Annotated in this window: 14 protein-coding genes; 4 read left to right on the forward strand and 10 right to left on the reverse strand. The window is 72.0% G+C overall.

What is annotated here, in order from left to right; translation table 11 throughout:
- Nucleotides 1-18: 18 nt before the first annotated feature.
- The 5 genes from ACZ4E1_RS18250 to ACZ4E1_RS18270 are packed head-to-tail and all read right to left on the reverse strand — an operon-like array spanning nt 19 to nt 5,812.
- Nucleotides 19-807 carry an ABC transporter permease gene (locus ACZ4E1_RS18250; RefSeq protein WP_188336575.1) on the reverse strand — a complete coding sequence of 263 codons (789 nt, stop codon included), beginning with the start codon at nt 805-807 and terminating at the stop codon, nt 19-21.
- Complete coding sequence (locus ACZ4E1_RS18255; protein WP_467540283.1) at nt 807-1,739, reverse strand: ABC transporter permease; 933 nt, start codon at nt 1,737-1,739, stop codon at nt 807-809. The genes ACZ4E1_RS18250 and ACZ4E1_RS18255 overlap by 1 nt, the downstream gene beginning before the upstream one ends.
- Nucleotides 1,736-2,893, reverse strand: coding sequence for an ABC transporter ATP-binding protein (locus ACZ4E1_RS18260; RefSeq protein WP_467540285.1), 1,158 nt, complete (start codon nt 2,891-2,893; stop codon nt 1,736-1,738). The genes ACZ4E1_RS18255 and ACZ4E1_RS18260 overlap by 4 nt, the downstream gene beginning before the upstream one ends.
- A 55-nt stretch (nt 2,894-2,948) precedes the next feature.
- Entirely contained in the window at nt 2,949-4,202 is a 1,254-nt protein-coding gene (locus ACZ4E1_RS18265) for a polyamine ABC transporter substrate-binding protein (RefSeq protein ID WP_467540287.1), read from the reverse strand.
- Nucleotides 4,203-4,252: 50 nt separating this feature from the next.
- Nucleotides 4,253-5,812 (reverse strand): gamma-aminobutyraldehyde dehydrogenase, encoded by a 1,560-nt coding sequence (locus ACZ4E1_RS18270; protein ID WP_467540289.1) that lies wholly within the window; start codon nt 5,810-5,812, stop codon nt 4,253-4,255.
- A 216-nt stretch (nt 5,813-6,028) separates the two neighbouring features.
- Here ACZ4E1_RS18270 and ACZ4E1_RS18275 point away from each other — a divergent pair, with 216 nt between their 5' ends.
- On the forward strand, nt 6,029-6,610 hold the full coding sequence (locus tag ACZ4E1_RS18275; RefSeq protein WP_467540291.1) for an NADAR family protein: 582 nt from the start codon (nt 6,029-6,031) through the stop codon (nt 6,608-6,610).
- A 33-nt stretch (nt 6,611-6,643) separates the two neighbouring features.
- Here the strand turns inward: ACZ4E1_RS18275 and ACZ4E1_RS18280 are convergent, their stop codons facing one another.
- Nucleotides 6,644-7,288 (reverse strand): DUF4190 domain-containing protein, encoded by a 645-nt coding sequence (locus ACZ4E1_RS18280; protein ID WP_467540293.1) that lies wholly within the window; start codon nt 7,286-7,288, stop codon nt 6,644-6,646.
- A 129-nt stretch (nt 7,289-7,417) separates the two neighbouring features.
- Between ACZ4E1_RS18280 and ACZ4E1_RS18285 the strand changes: the two genes are divergently transcribed.
- Together ACZ4E1_RS18285 and ACZ4E1_RS18290 are read left to right on the forward strand one after the other, a co-directional pair.
- Nucleotides 7,418-8,482 (forward strand): adenosine deaminase, encoded by a 1,065-nt coding sequence (locus ACZ4E1_RS18285; RefSeq protein WP_467540692.1) that lies wholly within the window; start codon nt 7,418-7,420, stop codon nt 8,480-8,482.
- A gap of 57 nt (nt 8,483-8,539) precedes the next feature.
- On the forward strand, nt 8,540-9,214 hold the full coding sequence (locus ACZ4E1_RS18290) for a glycerophosphodiester phosphodiesterase (protein WP_467540295.1): 675 nt from the start codon (nt 8,540-8,542) through the stop codon (nt 9,212-9,214).
- 201 nt (nt 9,215-9,415) lie between these two features.
- Here the strand turns inward: ACZ4E1_RS18290 and ACZ4E1_RS18295 are convergent, their stop codons facing one another.
- The 3 genes from ACZ4E1_RS18295 to ACZ4E1_RS18305 all read right to left on the reverse strand — a co-directional run bounded on the left by ACZ4E1_RS18295 (nt 9,416) and on the right by ACZ4E1_RS18305 (nt 12,240).
- Nucleotides 9,416-9,961, reverse strand: a complete 546-nt coding sequence (locus ACZ4E1_RS18295) for an HXXEE domain-containing protein (protein WP_467540297.1) — start codon at nt 9,959-9,961, stop codon at nt 9,416-9,418.
- A 32-nt stretch (nt 9,962-9,993) separates the two neighbouring features.
- Nucleotides 9,994-11,199 (reverse strand): polyamine ABC transporter substrate-binding protein, encoded by a 1,206-nt coding sequence (locus tag ACZ4E1_RS18300; protein ID WP_467540299.1) that lies wholly within the window; start codon nt 11,197-11,199, stop codon nt 9,994-9,996.
- 192 nt (nt 11,200-11,391) lie between these two features.
- Complete coding sequence (locus tag ACZ4E1_RS18305; RefSeq protein ID WP_467540301.1) at nt 11,392-12,240, reverse strand: helix-turn-helix transcriptional regulator; 849 nt, start codon at nt 12,238-12,240, stop codon at nt 11,392-11,394.
- Nucleotides 12,241-12,389: 149 nt separating this feature from the next.
- Between ACZ4E1_RS18305 and ACZ4E1_RS18310 the strand changes: the two genes are divergently transcribed.
- Entirely contained in the window at nt 12,390-13,421 is a 1,032-nt protein-coding gene (locus tag ACZ4E1_RS18310) for an aldo/keto reductase (protein ID WP_467540303.1), read from the forward strand.
- An 85-nt stretch (nt 13,422-13,506) separates the two neighbouring features.
- Here the strand turns inward: ACZ4E1_RS18310 and ACZ4E1_RS18315 are convergent, their stop codons facing one another.
- Entirely contained in the window at nt 13,507-16,104 is a 2,598-nt protein-coding gene (locus ACZ4E1_RS18315; RefSeq protein ID WP_467540305.1) for an MXAN_6230/SCO0854 family RING domain-containing protein, read from the reverse strand.
- Nucleotides 16,105-16,124 lie beyond the last annotated feature (20 nt).

Genomic DNA, 16,124 nt, shown 5'->3' on the forward strand with positions numbered 1-16,124 from the left:
TGAGCAGTCCCCTGAGACTCAGGCGACCTTGTTCTTTCGCTTGCCGGCGAACATGCCGACAAGGACGCACAGTACGGCGACCAGGAACATGGCCGTACCGATGACATTGATCTGAACGGGTGTGCCGCGCTGCGCCGAGCCCCACACGAACATGGGGAAGGTGACCGTGGAACCCGCGTTGAAGTTCGTGATGATGAAGTCGTCGAAGGAGAGCGCGAAGGCGAGCAGCGCGCCCGCCGCGATGCCCGGTGCCGCGATGGGCAGGGTGACGCGGAGGAAGGTCTGCACGGGGCCGGCGTAGAGGTCCTGTGCGGCCTGTTCCAGTCGCGGGTCCATCGACATGACGCGCGCCTTGACGGCGGTCACCACGAAGCTGAGGCAGAACATGATGTGGGCGATCAGGATGGTCCAGAAGCCCAGCTGGGCGCCCATGTTGAGGAACAGGGTGAGCAGCGAGGCCGCCATGACGACCTCGGGCATCGCCATGGGCAGGAAGATCAGCGAGTTGATCGCGCCGCGCGCCCGGAAGCGGTAGCGGACGAGGGCGAAGGCGATCATCGTGCCGAGCACGGTCGCGCCGATCGTGGCCCACAGGGCGATCTGGAGGCTGAGCGACAGCGAGCCGCACATGTCGGCGACGCCGCAGGGGTTCTTCCAGGCGTCGAGGCTGAACTCCTGCCACTCGTAGTTGAAGCGGCCCTTCGGCTTGTTGAAGGAGAAGGCCGTGACGACGACGTTCGGCAGGAGGAGATAGGCGAGGGTGATCAGACCCGCGATCACCACGAGGTTCTTCCGCAGCCAGCGCATCAGACGAGGTCCTCCGTTCCGGCCCGCCGGATGTAGACGGTGACCATCACGAGAATGGCCGCCATGAGGATGAAGGAGAGGGCCGCCGCGGTCGGATAGTCGAGGATGCGCAGGAACTGCGTCTGGATGACGTTGCCGACCATGCGGGTGTCCGTGGAGCCGAGGAGGTCCGCGTTCACGTAGTCGCCGGCCGCCGGGATGAAGGTGAGCAGGGTGCCGGAGACGACGCCGGGCATCGACAGCGGGAAGGTCACCTTGCGGAAGGTGGTGGCGGGCGAGGCGTAGAGGTCGCCCGCGGCCTCGTGCAGCCGGCCGTCGATCCGCTCCAGCGAGGTGTAGAGCGGCAGGATCATGAACGGCAGGAAGTTGTAGGTGAGGCCGCAGACCACGGCGAGCGGGGTGGCGAGGACGCGGTCGCCCTCGGTCATCCCGAGCCAGGTCGTCACGTCGAGGACGTGCAGGGTGTTGAGCGCGCCGACGACCGGTCCGCCGTCCGCGAGGATCGTCTTCCAGGCGAGGGTGCGGATGAGGAAGCTGGTGAAGAACGGGGCGATCACCAGGACGAGAACGACGTTGCGCCAGCGGCCCGCGCGGAACGCGATGAGGTAGGCGAGCGGGTAGCCGAGCAGCAGACACAGGATCGTGGCGCAGCCGGCGTACAGGACGGAGCGCAGGAACTGCGGGTAGTAGTCGCTGAGCGCGTCCCAGTACGTGGCGAAGTGCCAGGTGACCTTGAACCCGTCCTCGAGGGAGCCCTGCTGGATCGAGGTGGAGGCCTGGTAGACCATCGGCAGAGCGAAGAAGACGATCAGCCAGAGGATGCCGGGCAGCAGCAGCCAGTACGGGACGAGGCGGCCACGCTTGCGGATCTTGCGGGGCGGTTCCTCCGCCGGGGCGGGCGCCAGTGGCGGCGCTTCGGTGACAGTGCTCATGCGGCCGTGTCCTCCGAGACCTTCTCCACGCCCGCTTCGGCGTCCTGGTCCGCGTCGAGGCCGAACGTGTGCGCGGGGTTCCAGTGCAGGACGACCTCAGCGCCGGGCGTGAGGCGGCCGTCGCGCTCGATGTTCTGGGCGTAGACCTCGAACGAGTCGCTGAGCGGGGTGTCGATGACGTACTGCGTGGAGACGCCGATGAAGCTGCTGTCGGCGATGGTGCCGGTGATGCGGTTGCGGTCCTCGGGGATGGTGCCCGCGTCGTCGGCGTGGGTGAGGGAGATCTTCTCGGGGCGTACGCCGACGAGGACCTTGCCGCCCGCGCCGGTGTCCGCGGTGCAGCGCTCGGCCGGCAGCGACAGCTTGCCGTCGCCCGCGCGCAGGGTGAGCTCGTCGCCCGCCCGGCCGGCGATCTCGGCCTCGATGAAGTTCGAGGTGCCGAGGAAGTTGGCGACGAAGGTGGAGCGCGGGTTCTCGTACAGGTCGGTGGGGGCACCGAGCTGTTCGACGACGCCCTGGTTCATCACGGCGACGGTGTCGGCCATGGTCATGGCCTCCTCCTGGTCGTGCGTGACGTGGATGAAGGTGATGCCGACCTCGGTCTGGATGCGCTTGAGCTCCAGCTGCATCTGGCGGCGCAGCTTGAGGTCGAGGGCGCCGAGGGGCTCGTCGAGGAGCAGCACCTTGGGGTGGTTGATGAGGGCGCGGGCGACCGCGACGCGCTGCTGCTGGCCGCCGGAGAGCTGGTGCGGCTTCTTGCGGGCGTGCTCGCCGAGCTGGACCAGGTCGAGCATCTCGTCGACCTGCTTCTTCACCGACTTGATGCCGCGCCGGCGCAGGCCGAAGGCGATGTTCTCGAAGATGTCGAGGTGCGGGAAGAGCGCGTACGACTGGAAGACGGTGTTCACGGGCCGCTTGTAGGGCGGCAGGTTCGTGACGTCCTGGTCGCCGAGGAGGACGGTGCCGGTGGTCGGCTCCTCCAGGCCCGCGATCATGCGCAGGGTGGTGGTCTTGCCGCAGCCGGAGGCGCCGAGGAGGGCGAAGAAGGAGCCCTGGGGCACGGTGAGGTCGAGCGGACGTACGGCCGTGAAGCCGTTGTCGTACGTCTTGCTGATCCCGGTGAGACGGACGTCGCCGCCGTGGTCGGTCGTCATGGTGAGTCCAAGGATTCGTCGGGGACGGGGGCGGGGCGGGTGGCGGAGAGCCGGTTCAGCCGCCGGTGAGCTGGGCGAACTTCTCCTCGAACGCGGTCTCTTCCTTGGCCGTCAGGGAGCGGAAGCCGTGTCCCTTGGACTGCATGGCCTTGTCGGGAACGATCAGCGGGTCGTTCGCGACGTCCTTGTCGATCTTGGCGAGCTCCGGCCGGACGATGCTCGTGTCCAGCGGGCTCACGTAGTTGATCCACGCGGCGAGCTGCGCGCCGACGGCCGGCTCGTAGTAGTAGTCGATGAGCCGCTCGGCGTTCGTCTTGTGCCGCGCCTTGTTGGGGATCAGCATGCTGTCGGTCGCCGTGATGTAACCGGCGTCCGGGATGGCGAACTTGACGTGCGGGTTGTCCGCCTGGAGCTGTACGACGTCACCGGCCCAGGCCAGACAGGCCGCGAGGTCGCCCTTGCTGAGGTCGGCGATGTAGTCGTTGCCGGTGAAGCGGCGCACCTGCCCGCGGTCGACGGCCTTCTGGAGGCGGGCGATCGCCGCGTCGAAGTCGTCGGCCTTGAAGTCGCGGGGGTCCTTGCCCATGTCGAGCAGGGTCATGCCGACGCTGTCGCGCATCTCGGACAGCAGGCCGACCTTGCCCTTGAGCTTGGGGTCCTCGAGCAGCTCGGTGACCGAGGTGATCTCCTTGCCGCCGGTCGCCTTCGTGTTGTACGCGATGACGGTGGAGACGCCCTGCCAGGGGTACGAGTAGGCGTGCCCGGGGTCCCAGTCGGGATTGCGGAACTGGGGCGCCAGGTTGGTGAAGGCGTGCGGCAGGTTGGCGGGGTCGAGCTTCTGCACCCAGCCGTAGCGCACGAGCCGGGAGGCGATCCAGTCGGTGAGGACGATCAGGTCGCGGCCGGTGTCCTGGCCGGCCGCGAGCTGCGGTTTGATCTTGCCGAAGAACTCGACGTTGTCGTTGATGTCCTCGGTGTACTTGACCTGGATCCCGGTGCGCTTGGTGAACGCCTCCAGCGACGGGCGGTGCTTCTCGTCGTCGCTCATGTCGATGTACTCGGTCCAGTTGGAGAAGTTGATGACCTTCTCCTTGGCCGAGTGGTCCTCGGACGTGGTGCCGCCCTGGGACTTGCTCGCGGCGGGGATGCCGCAGCCGGTGAGCGCCCCGAGGCCGCCGACGGCGAGTGCGCCGCCGGCCGAGGCGCGCAGCAGTGAACGGCGGGTCATGGCGGCCCTGCCGTTCCTGAAGCTGCGCCGCATGGCGGCCAGTTGGGCCGGGGAAAGGCGGTCGGGCTCGTACTGCTCCATGCGCGTGGTGCCCTTTCGGGATGGTGGCCGCGGGTCGGGCGGCCGGGCTGCTATCGGTCCCCGAAGATCGTGCGGTGCCAGTCCTTCCTGACGACCGCGGTGTTGTCGAACATGACGTGCTTGATCTGCGTGTACTCCTCGAAGGAGTAGGCAGACATGTCCTTGCCGAAGCCGGACGCCTTGTAGCCGCCGTGCGGCATCTCGCTGAGGATCGGGATGTGGTCGTTGACCCAGACGCAGCCGGCCTTGATCTCGCGCGTGGCGCGGTTCGCCCGGTACACGTTGGTGGACCAGGCGGAGGCGGCGAGTCCGTAGGGGGTGTCGTTGGCCAGCCGGATGCCCTCCTCGTCGGTGTCGAAGGGCAGCACGACGAGGACGGGGCCGAAGATCTCGGACTGCACGATCTCGCTGTCCTGCGCCGCGTCGGCCACGAGGGTGGGCCGGTAGTAGGCGCCGTCCGCGAGGGCGCCGCCGGGGGCCTCGCCGCCGGTCACCACGCGCGCGTAGGAGCGGGCGCGGTCGACGAATCCGGCGACGCGGTCGCGCTGGGCGTGCGAGATGAGCGGACCGAGGTCGGTGCCGTCGGCGAACGGGTCGCCGAGCCGGACGCTCGCCATGACGTCGGCGACGCCGGCGACGAAGGCCTCGTAGAGGGGGCGCTGCACGTACGCGCGCGTGGCGGCGGTGCAGTCCTGGCCGGTGTTGATGAGGGCGCCGGCGACGGCGCCGTGCACGGCGGCGGCCAGGTCGGCGTCGTCGAACACCACGAAGGGCGCCTTGCCGCCGAGCTCCAGGTGGAGCCGCTTGACGGTGGCGGTGGCGACCTCGGCGACGCGCTTGCCGACGCCGGTGGAGCCGGTGAAGGAGGTCATGGCGACGTCCGGGTGCCCCACGAGGTGCTCACCGGCGTCCCGGCCCGCGCCGGTGATCACGTTGACCACACCGGCCGGAATGCCGGCGTCGGCCGCGGTCTGCGCGAAGAGCAGCGAGGTGAGCGGGGTGAGCTCGGCGGGCTTGAGGACGATCGTGTTGCCCGCGGCGATGGCGGGCAGCACCTTCCAGGCGGCCATCTGGAGCGGGTAGTTCCAGGGGGCGATGGAGCCGACGACACCGATCGGCTCGCGCCGTACGTACGAGGTGTGGTCGCCGCTGTACTCGCCGGCGGACTGGCCCTGGAGGTGGCGGGCGGCGCCCGCGAAGAACGCGGTGTTGTCGACGGTGCCGGGCACGTCGAACTCGCGGCTCAGCTTGAGGGGCTTGCCGCACTGCAGCGACTCCAGGCGGGCGAACTCCTCGGCACGCTCGGCGAGGGCCCCGGCGAAGGCGTGCATCGCGTCGGACCGCTCGCCCGGGGTGGCGCCGGCCCAGCCGGGGAAGGCGTCGCGGGCGGCGGCGACGGCGGCGTCCACGTCGGCCGTGCCGGCCAGCTCGTACGTGAAGACGTCGGTGCCGGTCGCGGGGTCGACGACCGCGTGCGTGCGGCCGGAGGTGCCCTGGGTCAACCGTCCGCCGACGAAGTTCGCTCCGTCGGCGAAGCGTTCCTGCGCGGCGGCCGCGACGGTCTTCGCCGACGGGCGGTCGGGGAGTTCGGCCGAGGTGGGGTTGTGCATGAGTGCTCGCTCTCGCTTTCCTCGCCGGGCGCCCGTCCCACGGGCCCCTGCGTGGCTCCAGCTCGATTTGAGTGCCGATCCTGACAGAGGACCGACACCTCAACAAGTGATTCCGTTGTTGCCTTTTGGTTACGCGACGGAATCTGTCGACCAGGTGTCGAGTGCACCTGGAAAACCCAGGACGGTGTGTCAGTGGTGCGTGTCAGACTCGCGTGCATGAACGAAACGGGGGCCGCGAGCATGATCGACAGCAGGGAATCACTGGTCAGCGCCCTGGCGGCGGGGACGCGCGTGAAGTGGCTGCATTTCTGGGGGCACACCCCGCGGCCGGACGGCAGGCTGGGCGCGAGCTGCCTGAGTCAGTGGTGGCCGTCGCCGTTCACGGTCGACGGCGTGGAGTACGCGACGGCGGAGCACTGGATGATGGCCGGCAAGGCGCGGCTGTTCGGGGACCCGGAGGCGGAGCGCAGAGCCGTCGAGGCCGGTCACCCGGCGCAGGCGAAGAAGGCGGGGCGTCTGGTGAAGGGCTTCGACGAGGAGGTCTGGGAGCGCGAGCGCTTCGGGATCGTCGTCGCGGGCAGCCTCCACAAGTTCGGCTCGGACCCGGCACTGCGCGACTTCCTGGTGGGCACCGGCGACCGCGTCCTGGTGGAGGCCAGTCCCGTGGACCGCGTCTGGGGCATCGGCCTCGCGGCGGACTCCCCGGCGGCGGAGGACCCGGAGCGCTGGCGCGGGCCGAATCTGCTGGGGTTCGCGCTGATGGCGGCGCGGCGGGAGCTGGCCGCGGCGACGTCCTGAGCCGGCCGCCCGGCGTGATCGCGCCGGGCCGGTTCAGCGCGTGGCGTTGAGGATCACGACCAGGACGAGGACGCCGACGCCCAGGAGCAGGCCGAAGGCGCCGCAGATGATGCCCGCGAGCGCCTGCCCGCCGTTCGTGGCCTCGCCGCGCCGCACCTTGCTGCGGCCGACGAAGCCGAAGGCGACGCCGAGGATCCCGGTGATGATCGAGATCGGCCAGAACAGACCGAGCACCGCGGAGACGATGCCGGTGACCATGCTCGTGACGCCGAGCCCGTTGCTCGGCTGCAGGGGCATCCCGCCGGCCCAGCCGTAGGGGGCCTGCGGGTAGGCCGCCATGGGTTGCTGCGCCGGGTAGCCGTACGGGGCCTGCTGCGGGCCGGGCGCCGGGTGGCCGTAGGCCGCGGCGGGCAGGCCCGGTCCCGCGGGCGAGACCGGCGGGGGCGGTACGGGGCCCTGCTGTGCGTACTGCGGGTGCTGCGGGGCGGGCGGCGCGTACGGAGACGGGGCCTGCGGGGACGGCGGGTGCGGGGTGGCGCTCGCCGCGGGCATGGCCGTCACCGTCTGACTGTCGTGGATGTCGCGCCCGCCGGCCGGGCTCTGCGGGGCCGGTGCCGGGACCGCGTCCTGCGGCTTCGCCCAGGGGTCGCTGCCCTGCGGTGTGGTGCCGCCTGCCATGGGACGGGCCCCCTTCGTTGCGTACGTCGTGCTCGGTGCCGCGCGTCCGGCCATGCTACGTGCCGGGCGTCGGGCCCGGTCCGCGGTCCCCCGCCGCCCGCATACGATGCCGGGGACCCCGATCAGCCGATCACCCGAGTTCCTGGGGAGGAATCCGTGAGCCAGCGCCTGCAGACCTTCATCGCCGGACTGCCCAAAGCAGAACTGCACGTCCACCATGTGGGCTCCGCCTCCCCGCGGATCGTCTCCGCCCTCGCGGCCCGGCACCCCGACTCGAAGGTGCCGACCGACCCCGAGGCGCTGGCCGACTTCTTCACGTTCACGGACTTCGCGCACTTCATCGACGTCTACCTGTCGGTCGTCGACCTGATCCGCACCCCCGAGGACGTCCGCCTGCTGACGTACGAGGTCGCGCGCGACATGGCGCGGCAGAACGTGCGCTACGCGGAGCTGACCATCACCCCCTACTCGTCGACCCGGCGCGGGATCGACGAGAAGGCCTTCATGGACGCGATCGAGGACGCCCGCAAGGCGGCCGAGGCGGAGTTCGGCACGGTGCTGCGCTGGTGCTTCGACATCCCGGGCGAGGCCGGTCTGGTCTCCGCCGAGGAGACGGCCCGGCTGGCCACGGACGACAAGCTGCGCCCCGAGGGCCTGGTGTCGTTCGGGCTCGGCGGCCCCGAGGTCGGGGTGCCGCGCCCGCAGTTCAAGCCGTACTTCGACCGGGCGATCGCGGCCGGGCTGCGCTCGGTGCCGCACGCCGGCGAGACCACCGGACCCGAGACGGTCTGGGACGCGCTGCGCGACCTGCGCGCCGAGCGGATCGGGCACGGCACGTCCTCGGCGCAGGACCCGAAGCTCCTCGCGCACCTGGCCGAGCACGGGATCCCGCTGGAGGTGTGCCCGACGTCGAACATCGCGACGCGCGCCGTGCGCACCCTGGAGGAGCACCCGCTGAAGGCGTTCGTGGACGCGGGCGTCACGGTGACGATCAACTCGGACGACCCGCCGATGTTCTCCACGGACCTGAACACGGAGTACGCGGTCGCGGCGCGGCTGCTCCGGCTCGACGAGCAGGGCCTGGCCGACCTCGCGAAGAACGCGGTCCGCGCCTCCTTCCTCGACGACGCCGGCAAGTCCCGGATCGCCGCGGAGATCGACGCGTACACGCGGAACTGGCTCGCGGACGCCTGACGCGCGGACGCCGGACACGACAGGGCGCGGCGGCCGTCGGGCACCACAATGGTGCGCATGCGTACCGTGACTGCCGTGGCCCATCGAGGCGACCCCTACCGCGTCCGTGAGAACACCCTCCCGTCCCTGCGCTCGGCGCTGGAGCGGGGTGCGGACGTGGTGGAGGTCGACGTCCGGCTGACCCGCGACGGTGTCCCGGTCCTGCTGCACGACTCCACGCTCGAACGGCTGTGGAAGCACGACCGCCCCCTGTCCGCGCTCTCCTCGGACGAGGTGCGGGGCCTGACGGAGGGCGGTGTCCCCACCCTCGCGGAGACGCTGGCCGCGACCGGGGACGCCCGCCTGATGATCGACCTGCCCGGCGCGGACCGGCGTGCCGTGCGGGCGATCGTGGGGCTGATCGACGACTGCGGCGCCGCCGAACGCGTCTACTACTGCGCCGGTGCCGAGACGATGCTGAAGGTGCGGGAGGCCGATCCCTCCGCCGAGATCGCCCTGACCTGGACGACTCTGGCCCCGCCCCGCCCGGCGCTCCTCGCGGCGGTCCGGCCGCGCTGGCTCAACTACCGCTTCTCGCTGCTGACCCGTGACCTCGTGGCCCGGGTCCACCATGACGGGCTGCTGGTGTCGGCCTGGACGCCGGACACGCGGCGCTCGATGCGGAGGCTGCTGGCCGCAGGCGTCGACTCCATCACGACCAACCGTGTCGACGTCCTGGCCGCGATGCGCTGAGGGCGGGGCCGGTTCGTCGCCGGGTGCGGGTGCGTCGTGGCTGGTCGCGCAGTTCCCCGCGCCCCTGAAATGCAGACGCTTCGCGTCGCATTTCCCCGATCGGGCACTGCCCCTATGGAGATCGCGCACGAAGTGCGCATCTCCAGGGGCGCGGGGAACTGCGCGAGAAGTCCCACCGGGCCCGCACCCGGCGACGAACGGTCAGCCCCGAGCTCTGACGACCCGCCGCGCCACCCCGTGGGACACCACGGTCGCCGCCCCGGCCCACGCGAGCCCGGCGACGACATCCCACCCCCGGCCGGCGCGCAGCACACCCGCCCGCTTCAACCGCCCCCGCGCCCACACGGCGAACGGCACGACGAGCGTCGGCGAGGTGGCGACCCCCGGCGTGTACCCCCGCACGGCGAGCGCCTGCCCCATGTGCACGAGCCCGTGCAGCCCGAACCCGTTGAGCATCGCCTGATAGACGGCGCTCCGTCCGCCACTGGCCCACCCCGCGACGGCCCCCGCCCCCACGATCCCGGCCATGACCCCGACGGCCACCCCGAACTCCCGCTCGTCGACGCCCTCCACCGCCCGCCACACCCCGTCCGGCACCCCGGGCCACCGCTCCCGCAGCACGGGCACGTTCTCCCGCACCCACCGCGGCCCGGCGACGAGCTCCTCGATGTCGTGCAGGGCCCAGGCCGCGAAGAGCCCCAGCGTGACGGCGGCGGACACCTTTTCATCGTTCGATGAATTCCCCATGCGGGCAAGGCTACTTGGGCCGGCCGGAGCCCTCACAGTCCGGCGATCGCGTTCCACCGCTTCGCGAACTCCGTGCGCTCCGTGGACTTGATGTCGCGGGCGATCGCGAGACGCGACCGCATCCGGTCGTCCGGGAAGATCAGCGGGTCCTCGGCGAGCGCGGCGGTCTCCTTGTCCTTCGAGGAAGCGAGGACGTGCTGGGCCGCGGGCACGGGACACACGTAGTTGACCCAGGCGGCGAGTTCGGCGGCGACCTCGGGCTCGTAGTAGTAGTCGACGAGGCGCTCGGCGGTGGCCTTGTGCTCGGCGAGGTTGGGGATCATCAGGGACTCGGCCCAGAGTTCGGCGCCCTCCTCGGGGACGACGAACTCGATGTCCGGGTCGTCGGCCTGGAGCTGGATGACGTCGCCGCTGTAGGCCTGGCAGGCGAGGACGTCGCCGCTGGAGAGGTCCTTGATGTAGTCGTTGCCGGTGAAGCGGCGGATGTGCTTCGACGCGACGAGCTTCTCCACCTGGTCGCAGGTGCGGTGGAAGTCGTCGGCGGTCCAGCGCGTGATGTCGACCCCGTTGCCCTGCATGAGGAGCGCGAAGGACTCGTCGAGGCCGGACAGCAGGGTGACGCGGCCCTTGAGGTCGGGGGCCCAGAGGTCGGAGACGTGCCGGATCTCGCGGCCGAGGCGGCGCTTGTTGTACGCGATGCCGGTGATGCCGGACTGCCACGGGACCGTCGACTTGCGGCCGGGGTCGAAGGCAGGGTCGCGCAGCAGCGGGTCGAGGTACTTGGTGACGTTCGGCTGGCGCGAGCGGTCCATCTCCTGGACCCAGCCGAGCCGGACGAACCGGGAGCACATCCAGTCGGAGATGACGATGAGGTCGCGTCCGGTGCTCTGGTGGTTCATCAGGGACGGACTGATCTTGCCGAAGAACTCGTCGTTGTCGTTGATCTCCTCGGTGTACCGGACCTGGATGCCGGTCCGCTTCTCGAAGGCGTCCAGCGTCGGACGCCGGGCCGGGTCGTCGTCGTCCACGTCGATGTAGAGCGGCCAGTTCGCCCAGGTGAGCCGCTTGTCGTCGGCCGAGCGGTCGCGGTCGGCGGCGCGGTCGCCCGGCGCGACGTAGGCGGCGGGCACCCCGCAGCCGGAGGCCAGGGCACCGACGGCCACGGCGGCGGCACCACCGCCCAGGGCGCGCAGCAGGGAACGGCGGTCGAGGCGGGGGGTGTCGTGGTTGGCTCGCACCCCGGAAGCATGCCGGGGCCACGCACCCCGGCTCAATGGACGCTGCGTCCGGGCAGGCGCCCCAGGGGGCGACACCTTGTCGATCTCCCGGGCATCACTCTGCCGGTTCCGCGGGCGTCACTCTGCCGGTTCCGCCGGGGGGAGAGAGACTGCGCCGACTCCGCGTACGCCCCCGGCCGATCCGCGGGACGCTCAACCGGTCCAGCTGGCGAGCAGCCCGAGATTCTCGGCGGCCTCGGTGCCGGGCGCCGGCAGATAGCTGACCAGGACCTGTCCGGTGTCGGGCAGATGCAGGATCTCGAAGTCGAGGTCGAGCGGGCCGACGACGGGATGCCGCAGGGCGTACCGCCCGGCCTCCTTCTCGTGGACGTCCTGGCGGGCCCAGAGGGTGCCGAACTCCTCGCTCTTCATGGCGAGCGTACCGATGAGGGAGGCGAGGGCCGGATCATCCGGGTACCGGCCCACGCTCACCCGCAGGAAGCCGACCGTCGCCGCCGCCTTGGCGCGCAGGCTTCCGGCGAGGAGTGCGCGGTAGTCCTCGTCCAGGAAGACCAGATGTGCGAAGGTGCGCCGCTCCTCGGGAAGCCGGGCGAAGTCGCCGAAGACGGCGGCGGCCTGCGTGTTCCAGGCGACGACCTCGGTGAGCGGCCCGCACAGGTAGGCGGGGCCGGGCTGCGCGTCGAGGAGGCGCCGCAGCCCGGGGCGTACGGGCTCGCGGTGCGGGACGGCCGCCCGGGCGGACGGCCGGGCACGGTCGGGGCGGGCGAGATTGCGCAGATGGTCCTGCTCGGCGGGGTCGAGCCGCAGGGCGCGGCCGACGGACTCCAGGACGCTGTCGGACACGTGCGGGTTGCGCCCCTGCTCCAGGCGTACGTAGTACTCGACGCTGACGCCCGCGAGCTGGGCGAGCTCCTCGCGGCGCAGGCCCGGGACGCGCCGCTGCCCGTACGAGACGAGGCCGACGTCCGCGGGGCGCAGGCGGGCCCTGCGGGTGCGCAGGAACTGGCTCAGTTCGGTCCGGCGTTCGACGGTGAGGTCCATGGCGACGAGTATCACCGCTCGCGCCGGCGCGTGGGTGGTCAACTCTTTCCCCCCTCACGGGTGTGCCTGTCAGGGGGTGGTGCCGGGGCCGCAGAGTCTTCCTCGTCAGCACGGAGACACCACACCCACCGACCTTGAGGACGCACACCATGAACTCCCCTGTCACCCCGGCCTCCTCCCCCGCCACGCACCGCGAGCTCGGCACCACCGGCATGCTGCTCTCCCCCATCGGCCTCGGCAGTTGGGCCTTCGGCGGCGAGGGCTGGCGCTTCTCCTGGGGCGGGCAGGACGACGCCCGTTCGATCGCCACGGTGCACGCCGCCGTCGAGAACGGGGTGAACTGGATCGACACCGCCGCGGTCTACGGCCTCGGCCACTCCGAGGAGGTCGTCGGCAAGGCGATCGCCCAACTCCACGAGAACGAGCGGCCGTTCGTCTTCACGAAGGTGGGACTCGTCTGGGATCCGGAGAACCCGGCCGCCGCGCCCCGGCGCGTGATGCGGGCGGACAGCGTGCGCCGCGAGGTCGAGGACTCGCTGCGCCGGCTCGGCGTCGAGGCGATCGACCTCTACCAGGTGCACTGGCCGGACACCGGTGCCTCGCTCGACTGGGACGGTGACGGCTCGGGCGCCGGGGAGGATGTGCGGGTCACGCCTCTGGAGGAGTACTGGCAGACGATGGCCGACCTGAAGAAGGAGGGCAAGGTCCGCGCGATCGGCCTGTCGAACCACGATCCGGCGCAGCTCGCCGCGGCCTCGGCCGTCGCCCCGGTCGACGCGATCCAGCCGCCGCTCTCCCTGATCAACCGCTCCGCCGAGCCGGAGATCGACTGGGCCGCGGACCACGGCACGGGCGTGATCGTGTATCAGCCGCTGCACTCCGGGCTGCTGTCCGGGACGTTCACCCGGGAGCGGGCGGCGCGGCTGGACGCGGGTGACTGGCGCCGCACCCACCCGGACTTCACCCGCGACCTGGACCGCAACCTCGGGATCGTCGACCGCCTGCGCACCGTCGCCGCACGCCACGGCGTCCCCGTCGGTTCGGCGGCGATCGCGTGGGCACTGGCCCGGCGCGGGGTGACCGGGGCGATCGCGGGTGCCCGCGGCCCGGAGCAGGTACGAGACTGGTCCCAGGCCGCAACCCTCCGCCTGACCCCGGACGACCTGGCCCACCTGGCCTGAACCGACACGGCCCCGCCCGCCTGGGGCGGGGCCGCGTCGCTGTACGGGGCTCCACCCACAGGGGCGGACCCGGTACCGACGAGCCTCAGTCCCGCGACCGTCCCGGCCCCGGCTCCAGCCACCCCACCAGGTCCCCGGCCGTCACCCGCTCCAGGGCACCCGCGTCGGCCGCCCCGGGGAACAGTCGGTACAGGGTGCCGTGGTCGGCGTCCGGGAGCTCCCCGTATTCCAGCGCGGCGAAGACGCGCCGCCCCGAGAGGTCCGGCACCGCGGTCACCAGGTCCGGCTCCCATCCCTCCCGCACGCGCAGCGCGAACCAGGCGCGGGGTTCGTCCGGCTCCCGGCGGTAGATCCGCGCGAGCCCCGACCCGTCGCGCACGGCGATGTCGCCGTCGGTGCGGGCGGCGGCGGCCCAACAGGCGACGTCCCAGAGCGTGGCCCGGTCGCCGGCCTGGAACGCGTCGAGCAGGTCGCGGCCGAGCCGGCGCAGGGCCTCCCGGTGCCGCCACACACCGTGGTTCCCCTCGCCGGTCGGCAGGGTCGTGTCCGCCCACCAGGCGCGCAGGGTGCGCAGGTCGACGATCATCGGCACGAGCGCCTTCGCGTCCCCGGCGAGGTCGAAGCGCTGCCGCACGGCCCGCGCGTCGAACCGCCCGCGGGCCCCGCGCTCGGCGCCCATGAACCCGGCGAAGGCGTCGGGCAGTTCCTCGAACGGCACGTCGTTGTAGGAGAAGACGACCGGCAGCGCGTAGCGCACACCCCCCGCGCGCAGCCGGCCGAGGTCGAGGTCGACGTACTCGGTGGCCCCGTGCGGCGCGGGCGCGGACGTGAGGTCGCCGGAGTGCAGCGCGGCCTCGCCGCCCCACTCCAGGCTGGTGTAGTCGCACAGGCCGACGAAGCGCCACTGGTCGTCGTAGAAGGCGACGGACAGGTCGAGGTCGACGCGCCGGCCACGCTCCTGCATCCAGTGCAGGAACAGGCGCAGCGCCTTGCCGTCCCCCGGCGCGGGCACCTTGAGGGCGCTGCCGCGCGGCACGGCGACGAGGGACGCGGCCGAGGCGCGCTCGGCGTAGGGAACAGGCAGGTCGGCGAGGCGGGCGTCGAGCACGGCGACGTCGTACCGGTCGTCCGGCACGTCCATGCGGCGCACCGCCTCGGCCTCGATGGCTTCGGCGGCCCGCTCGACGCTGCGGCGGGGCAGCGGCGGGCGGGTGTCGTCGATCGCGTGGGCCTTGGTGACACGGCCGCGCGGGAAGAAGACCCGGCGGTGTCCGGGCACGGCCCTTACCGCGAGCTTGCCCCAGGCGCCGAGCAGCGGTCCGACGCCCGCGCCGGGCAGCGCGTCGACGAGGGCGTCGGTGACCCGCTCGGGCATCCCTTCGACGACGGCCCGGGACAGCAACACGTCGAGTCGGCGCAGCAGTTCACCGGGGCGGGCGCGCAGCAGTTCGGCGGCGCGCTCGACGTCCCAGTACGCGAGGGCGCTCTCGATGCGGGCCGCCGGGCTGACGGTGCGCAGGCGGTCGCCGACGAGCTTGACCTCGGCGCCCTGCCGTGCGGCGCGGGAGAGCAGCACGTCCGGCAACGGCCCCTCGTCCTCCACGCGGTGGCCGCGCAGCACGGCGAAGGCGAGCGCGGCGCGCGGGAAGCGGCGGGCGTGCTCGAAGGGGTGCAGCAGTTCACCGACGCGCTTGAACGCGCCGGGCCGCCGCCGCAGGTCCTCGACGACCTGTTCGAGGTCCAACCCGTCGAGGATCGCGAGCAGTTGACGGCGCAGAGGGCGCGGGGCGTTCCGCAACCGCACGGTCTCCAGGAGGTCCGGGTCGCCGCCCGAGCGCACGACGAGCAGCCGCAGCACATCGGTCGCGGAGTCCGCGTACCGCGCCAGTGCGGCCGGTTCGTGCTCGGCGAGCCGCGCGAGCAGCAGCGCCTTGGACTCGCGTACGGGAATGTCGGCGGGCAACGCGGTGAGGTCCGCGGGGTCGAGGGAGCCGAGGAGGAGGACGAGGTCGTCGTGGTCCTGCGGATTGAGCGGGGTGCGGCGGGCGAGCAGGGCGGTGAGCTCGGCGGTCGCGTCCGCGTCGGGGGACGTGCCGAGGCCGAGGGTGCGCAGCACGGTGCGGTCGCCGCCGGCCGGGGGTACGTCGAGCCAGGGCTCGGTGGGCTCACCGGTTTCGTACCGGGTCTCGCAGACCGGGCAGGCGTACCAGGTGTCGCACAGCTCGCAGCAGCCGAAGTCGAAGCCGCCCAGGCACTTCTCGCACACCAGGTGGGCGCAGGGCGCGACGGCGCGGACCGGGTCGCCGGCCCGGCCGCAGGCCATGCAGGGCTGGTGCGGCTGGACGGCGAGCGCGGCGAGGACGCGCTCCGCGTACAGGCGGCCCGCGCGGCGGTAGGGAATGTCCTGCGGGAAGCCGCGGAACAGCGGCGCGTGGTGCCGGTCCGCGCCGGTGAGCGCGGCGACCCCGGCGAGCATCCGGGTCCCGGCACGGGCGAGCCCGTCCTCGTCGAGCATGCCGAGGGCCGTGCGCAGCGGGGCGGTCAACAGGTGGCCGAGCGCCGCGAGTTCGGCCTCCAGTACGAGGACTCCGGCGGCCGTGGTCACACTCGGACCGGTCCCCTGCTCGACGTACACCCGCTGCACGCGGCGCAGCAGCAGTGCCTCGATGTCGTCCTGGATCACGCGCCGTCCACCCCCGTCGG

The sequence above is a fragment of the Streptomyces sp. NPDC025806 genome (genome assembly GCF_055558275.1).

Coding starts and splice junctions, on each gene's coding strand:
- ACZ4E1_RS18310 (WP_467540303.1), top strand. CDS start 12,390: ATGAACTCCCCTGTCACCCCGGCCTCCTCCCCCGCCACGCACCGCGAG.
- ACZ4E1_RS18260 (WP_467540285.1), bottom strand. CDS start 2,893: ATGACGACCGACCACGGCGGCGACGTCCGTCTCACCGGGATCAGCAAG.
- ACZ4E1_RS18250 (WP_188336575.1), bottom strand. CDS start 807: ATGCGCTGGCTGCGGAAGAACCTCGTGGTGATCGCGGGTCTGATCACC.
- ACZ4E1_RS18280 (WP_467540293.1), bottom strand. CDS start 7,288: ATGGCAGGCGGCACCACACCGCAGGGCAGCGACCCCTGGGCGAAGCCG.
- ACZ4E1_RS18295 (WP_467540297.1), bottom strand. CDS start 9,961: ATGGGGAATTCATCGAACGATGAAAAGGTGTCCGCCGCCGTCACGCTG.
- ACZ4E1_RS18290 (WP_467540295.1), top strand. CDS start 8,540: ATGCGTACCGTGACTGCCGTGGCCCATCGAGGCGACCCCTACCGCGTC.
- ACZ4E1_RS18305 (WP_467540301.1), bottom strand. CDS start 12,240: ATGGACCTCACCGTCGAACGCCGGACCGAACTGAGCCAGTTCCTGCGC.
- ACZ4E1_RS18275 (WP_467540291.1), top strand. CDS start 6,029: ATGAACGAAACGGGGGCCGCGAGCATGATCGACAGCAGGGAATCACTG.
- ACZ4E1_RS18255 (WP_467540283.1), bottom strand. CDS start 1,739: ATGAGCACTGTCACCGAAGCGCCGCCACTGGCGCCCGCCCCGGCGGAG.
- ACZ4E1_RS18270 (WP_467540289.1), bottom strand. CDS start 5,812: ATGCACAACCCCACCTCGGCCGAACTCCCCGACCGCCCGTCGGCGAAG.
- ACZ4E1_RS18265 (WP_467540287.1), bottom strand. CDS start 4,202: ATGGAGCAGTACGAGCCCGACCGCCTTTCCCCGGCCCAACTGGCCGCC.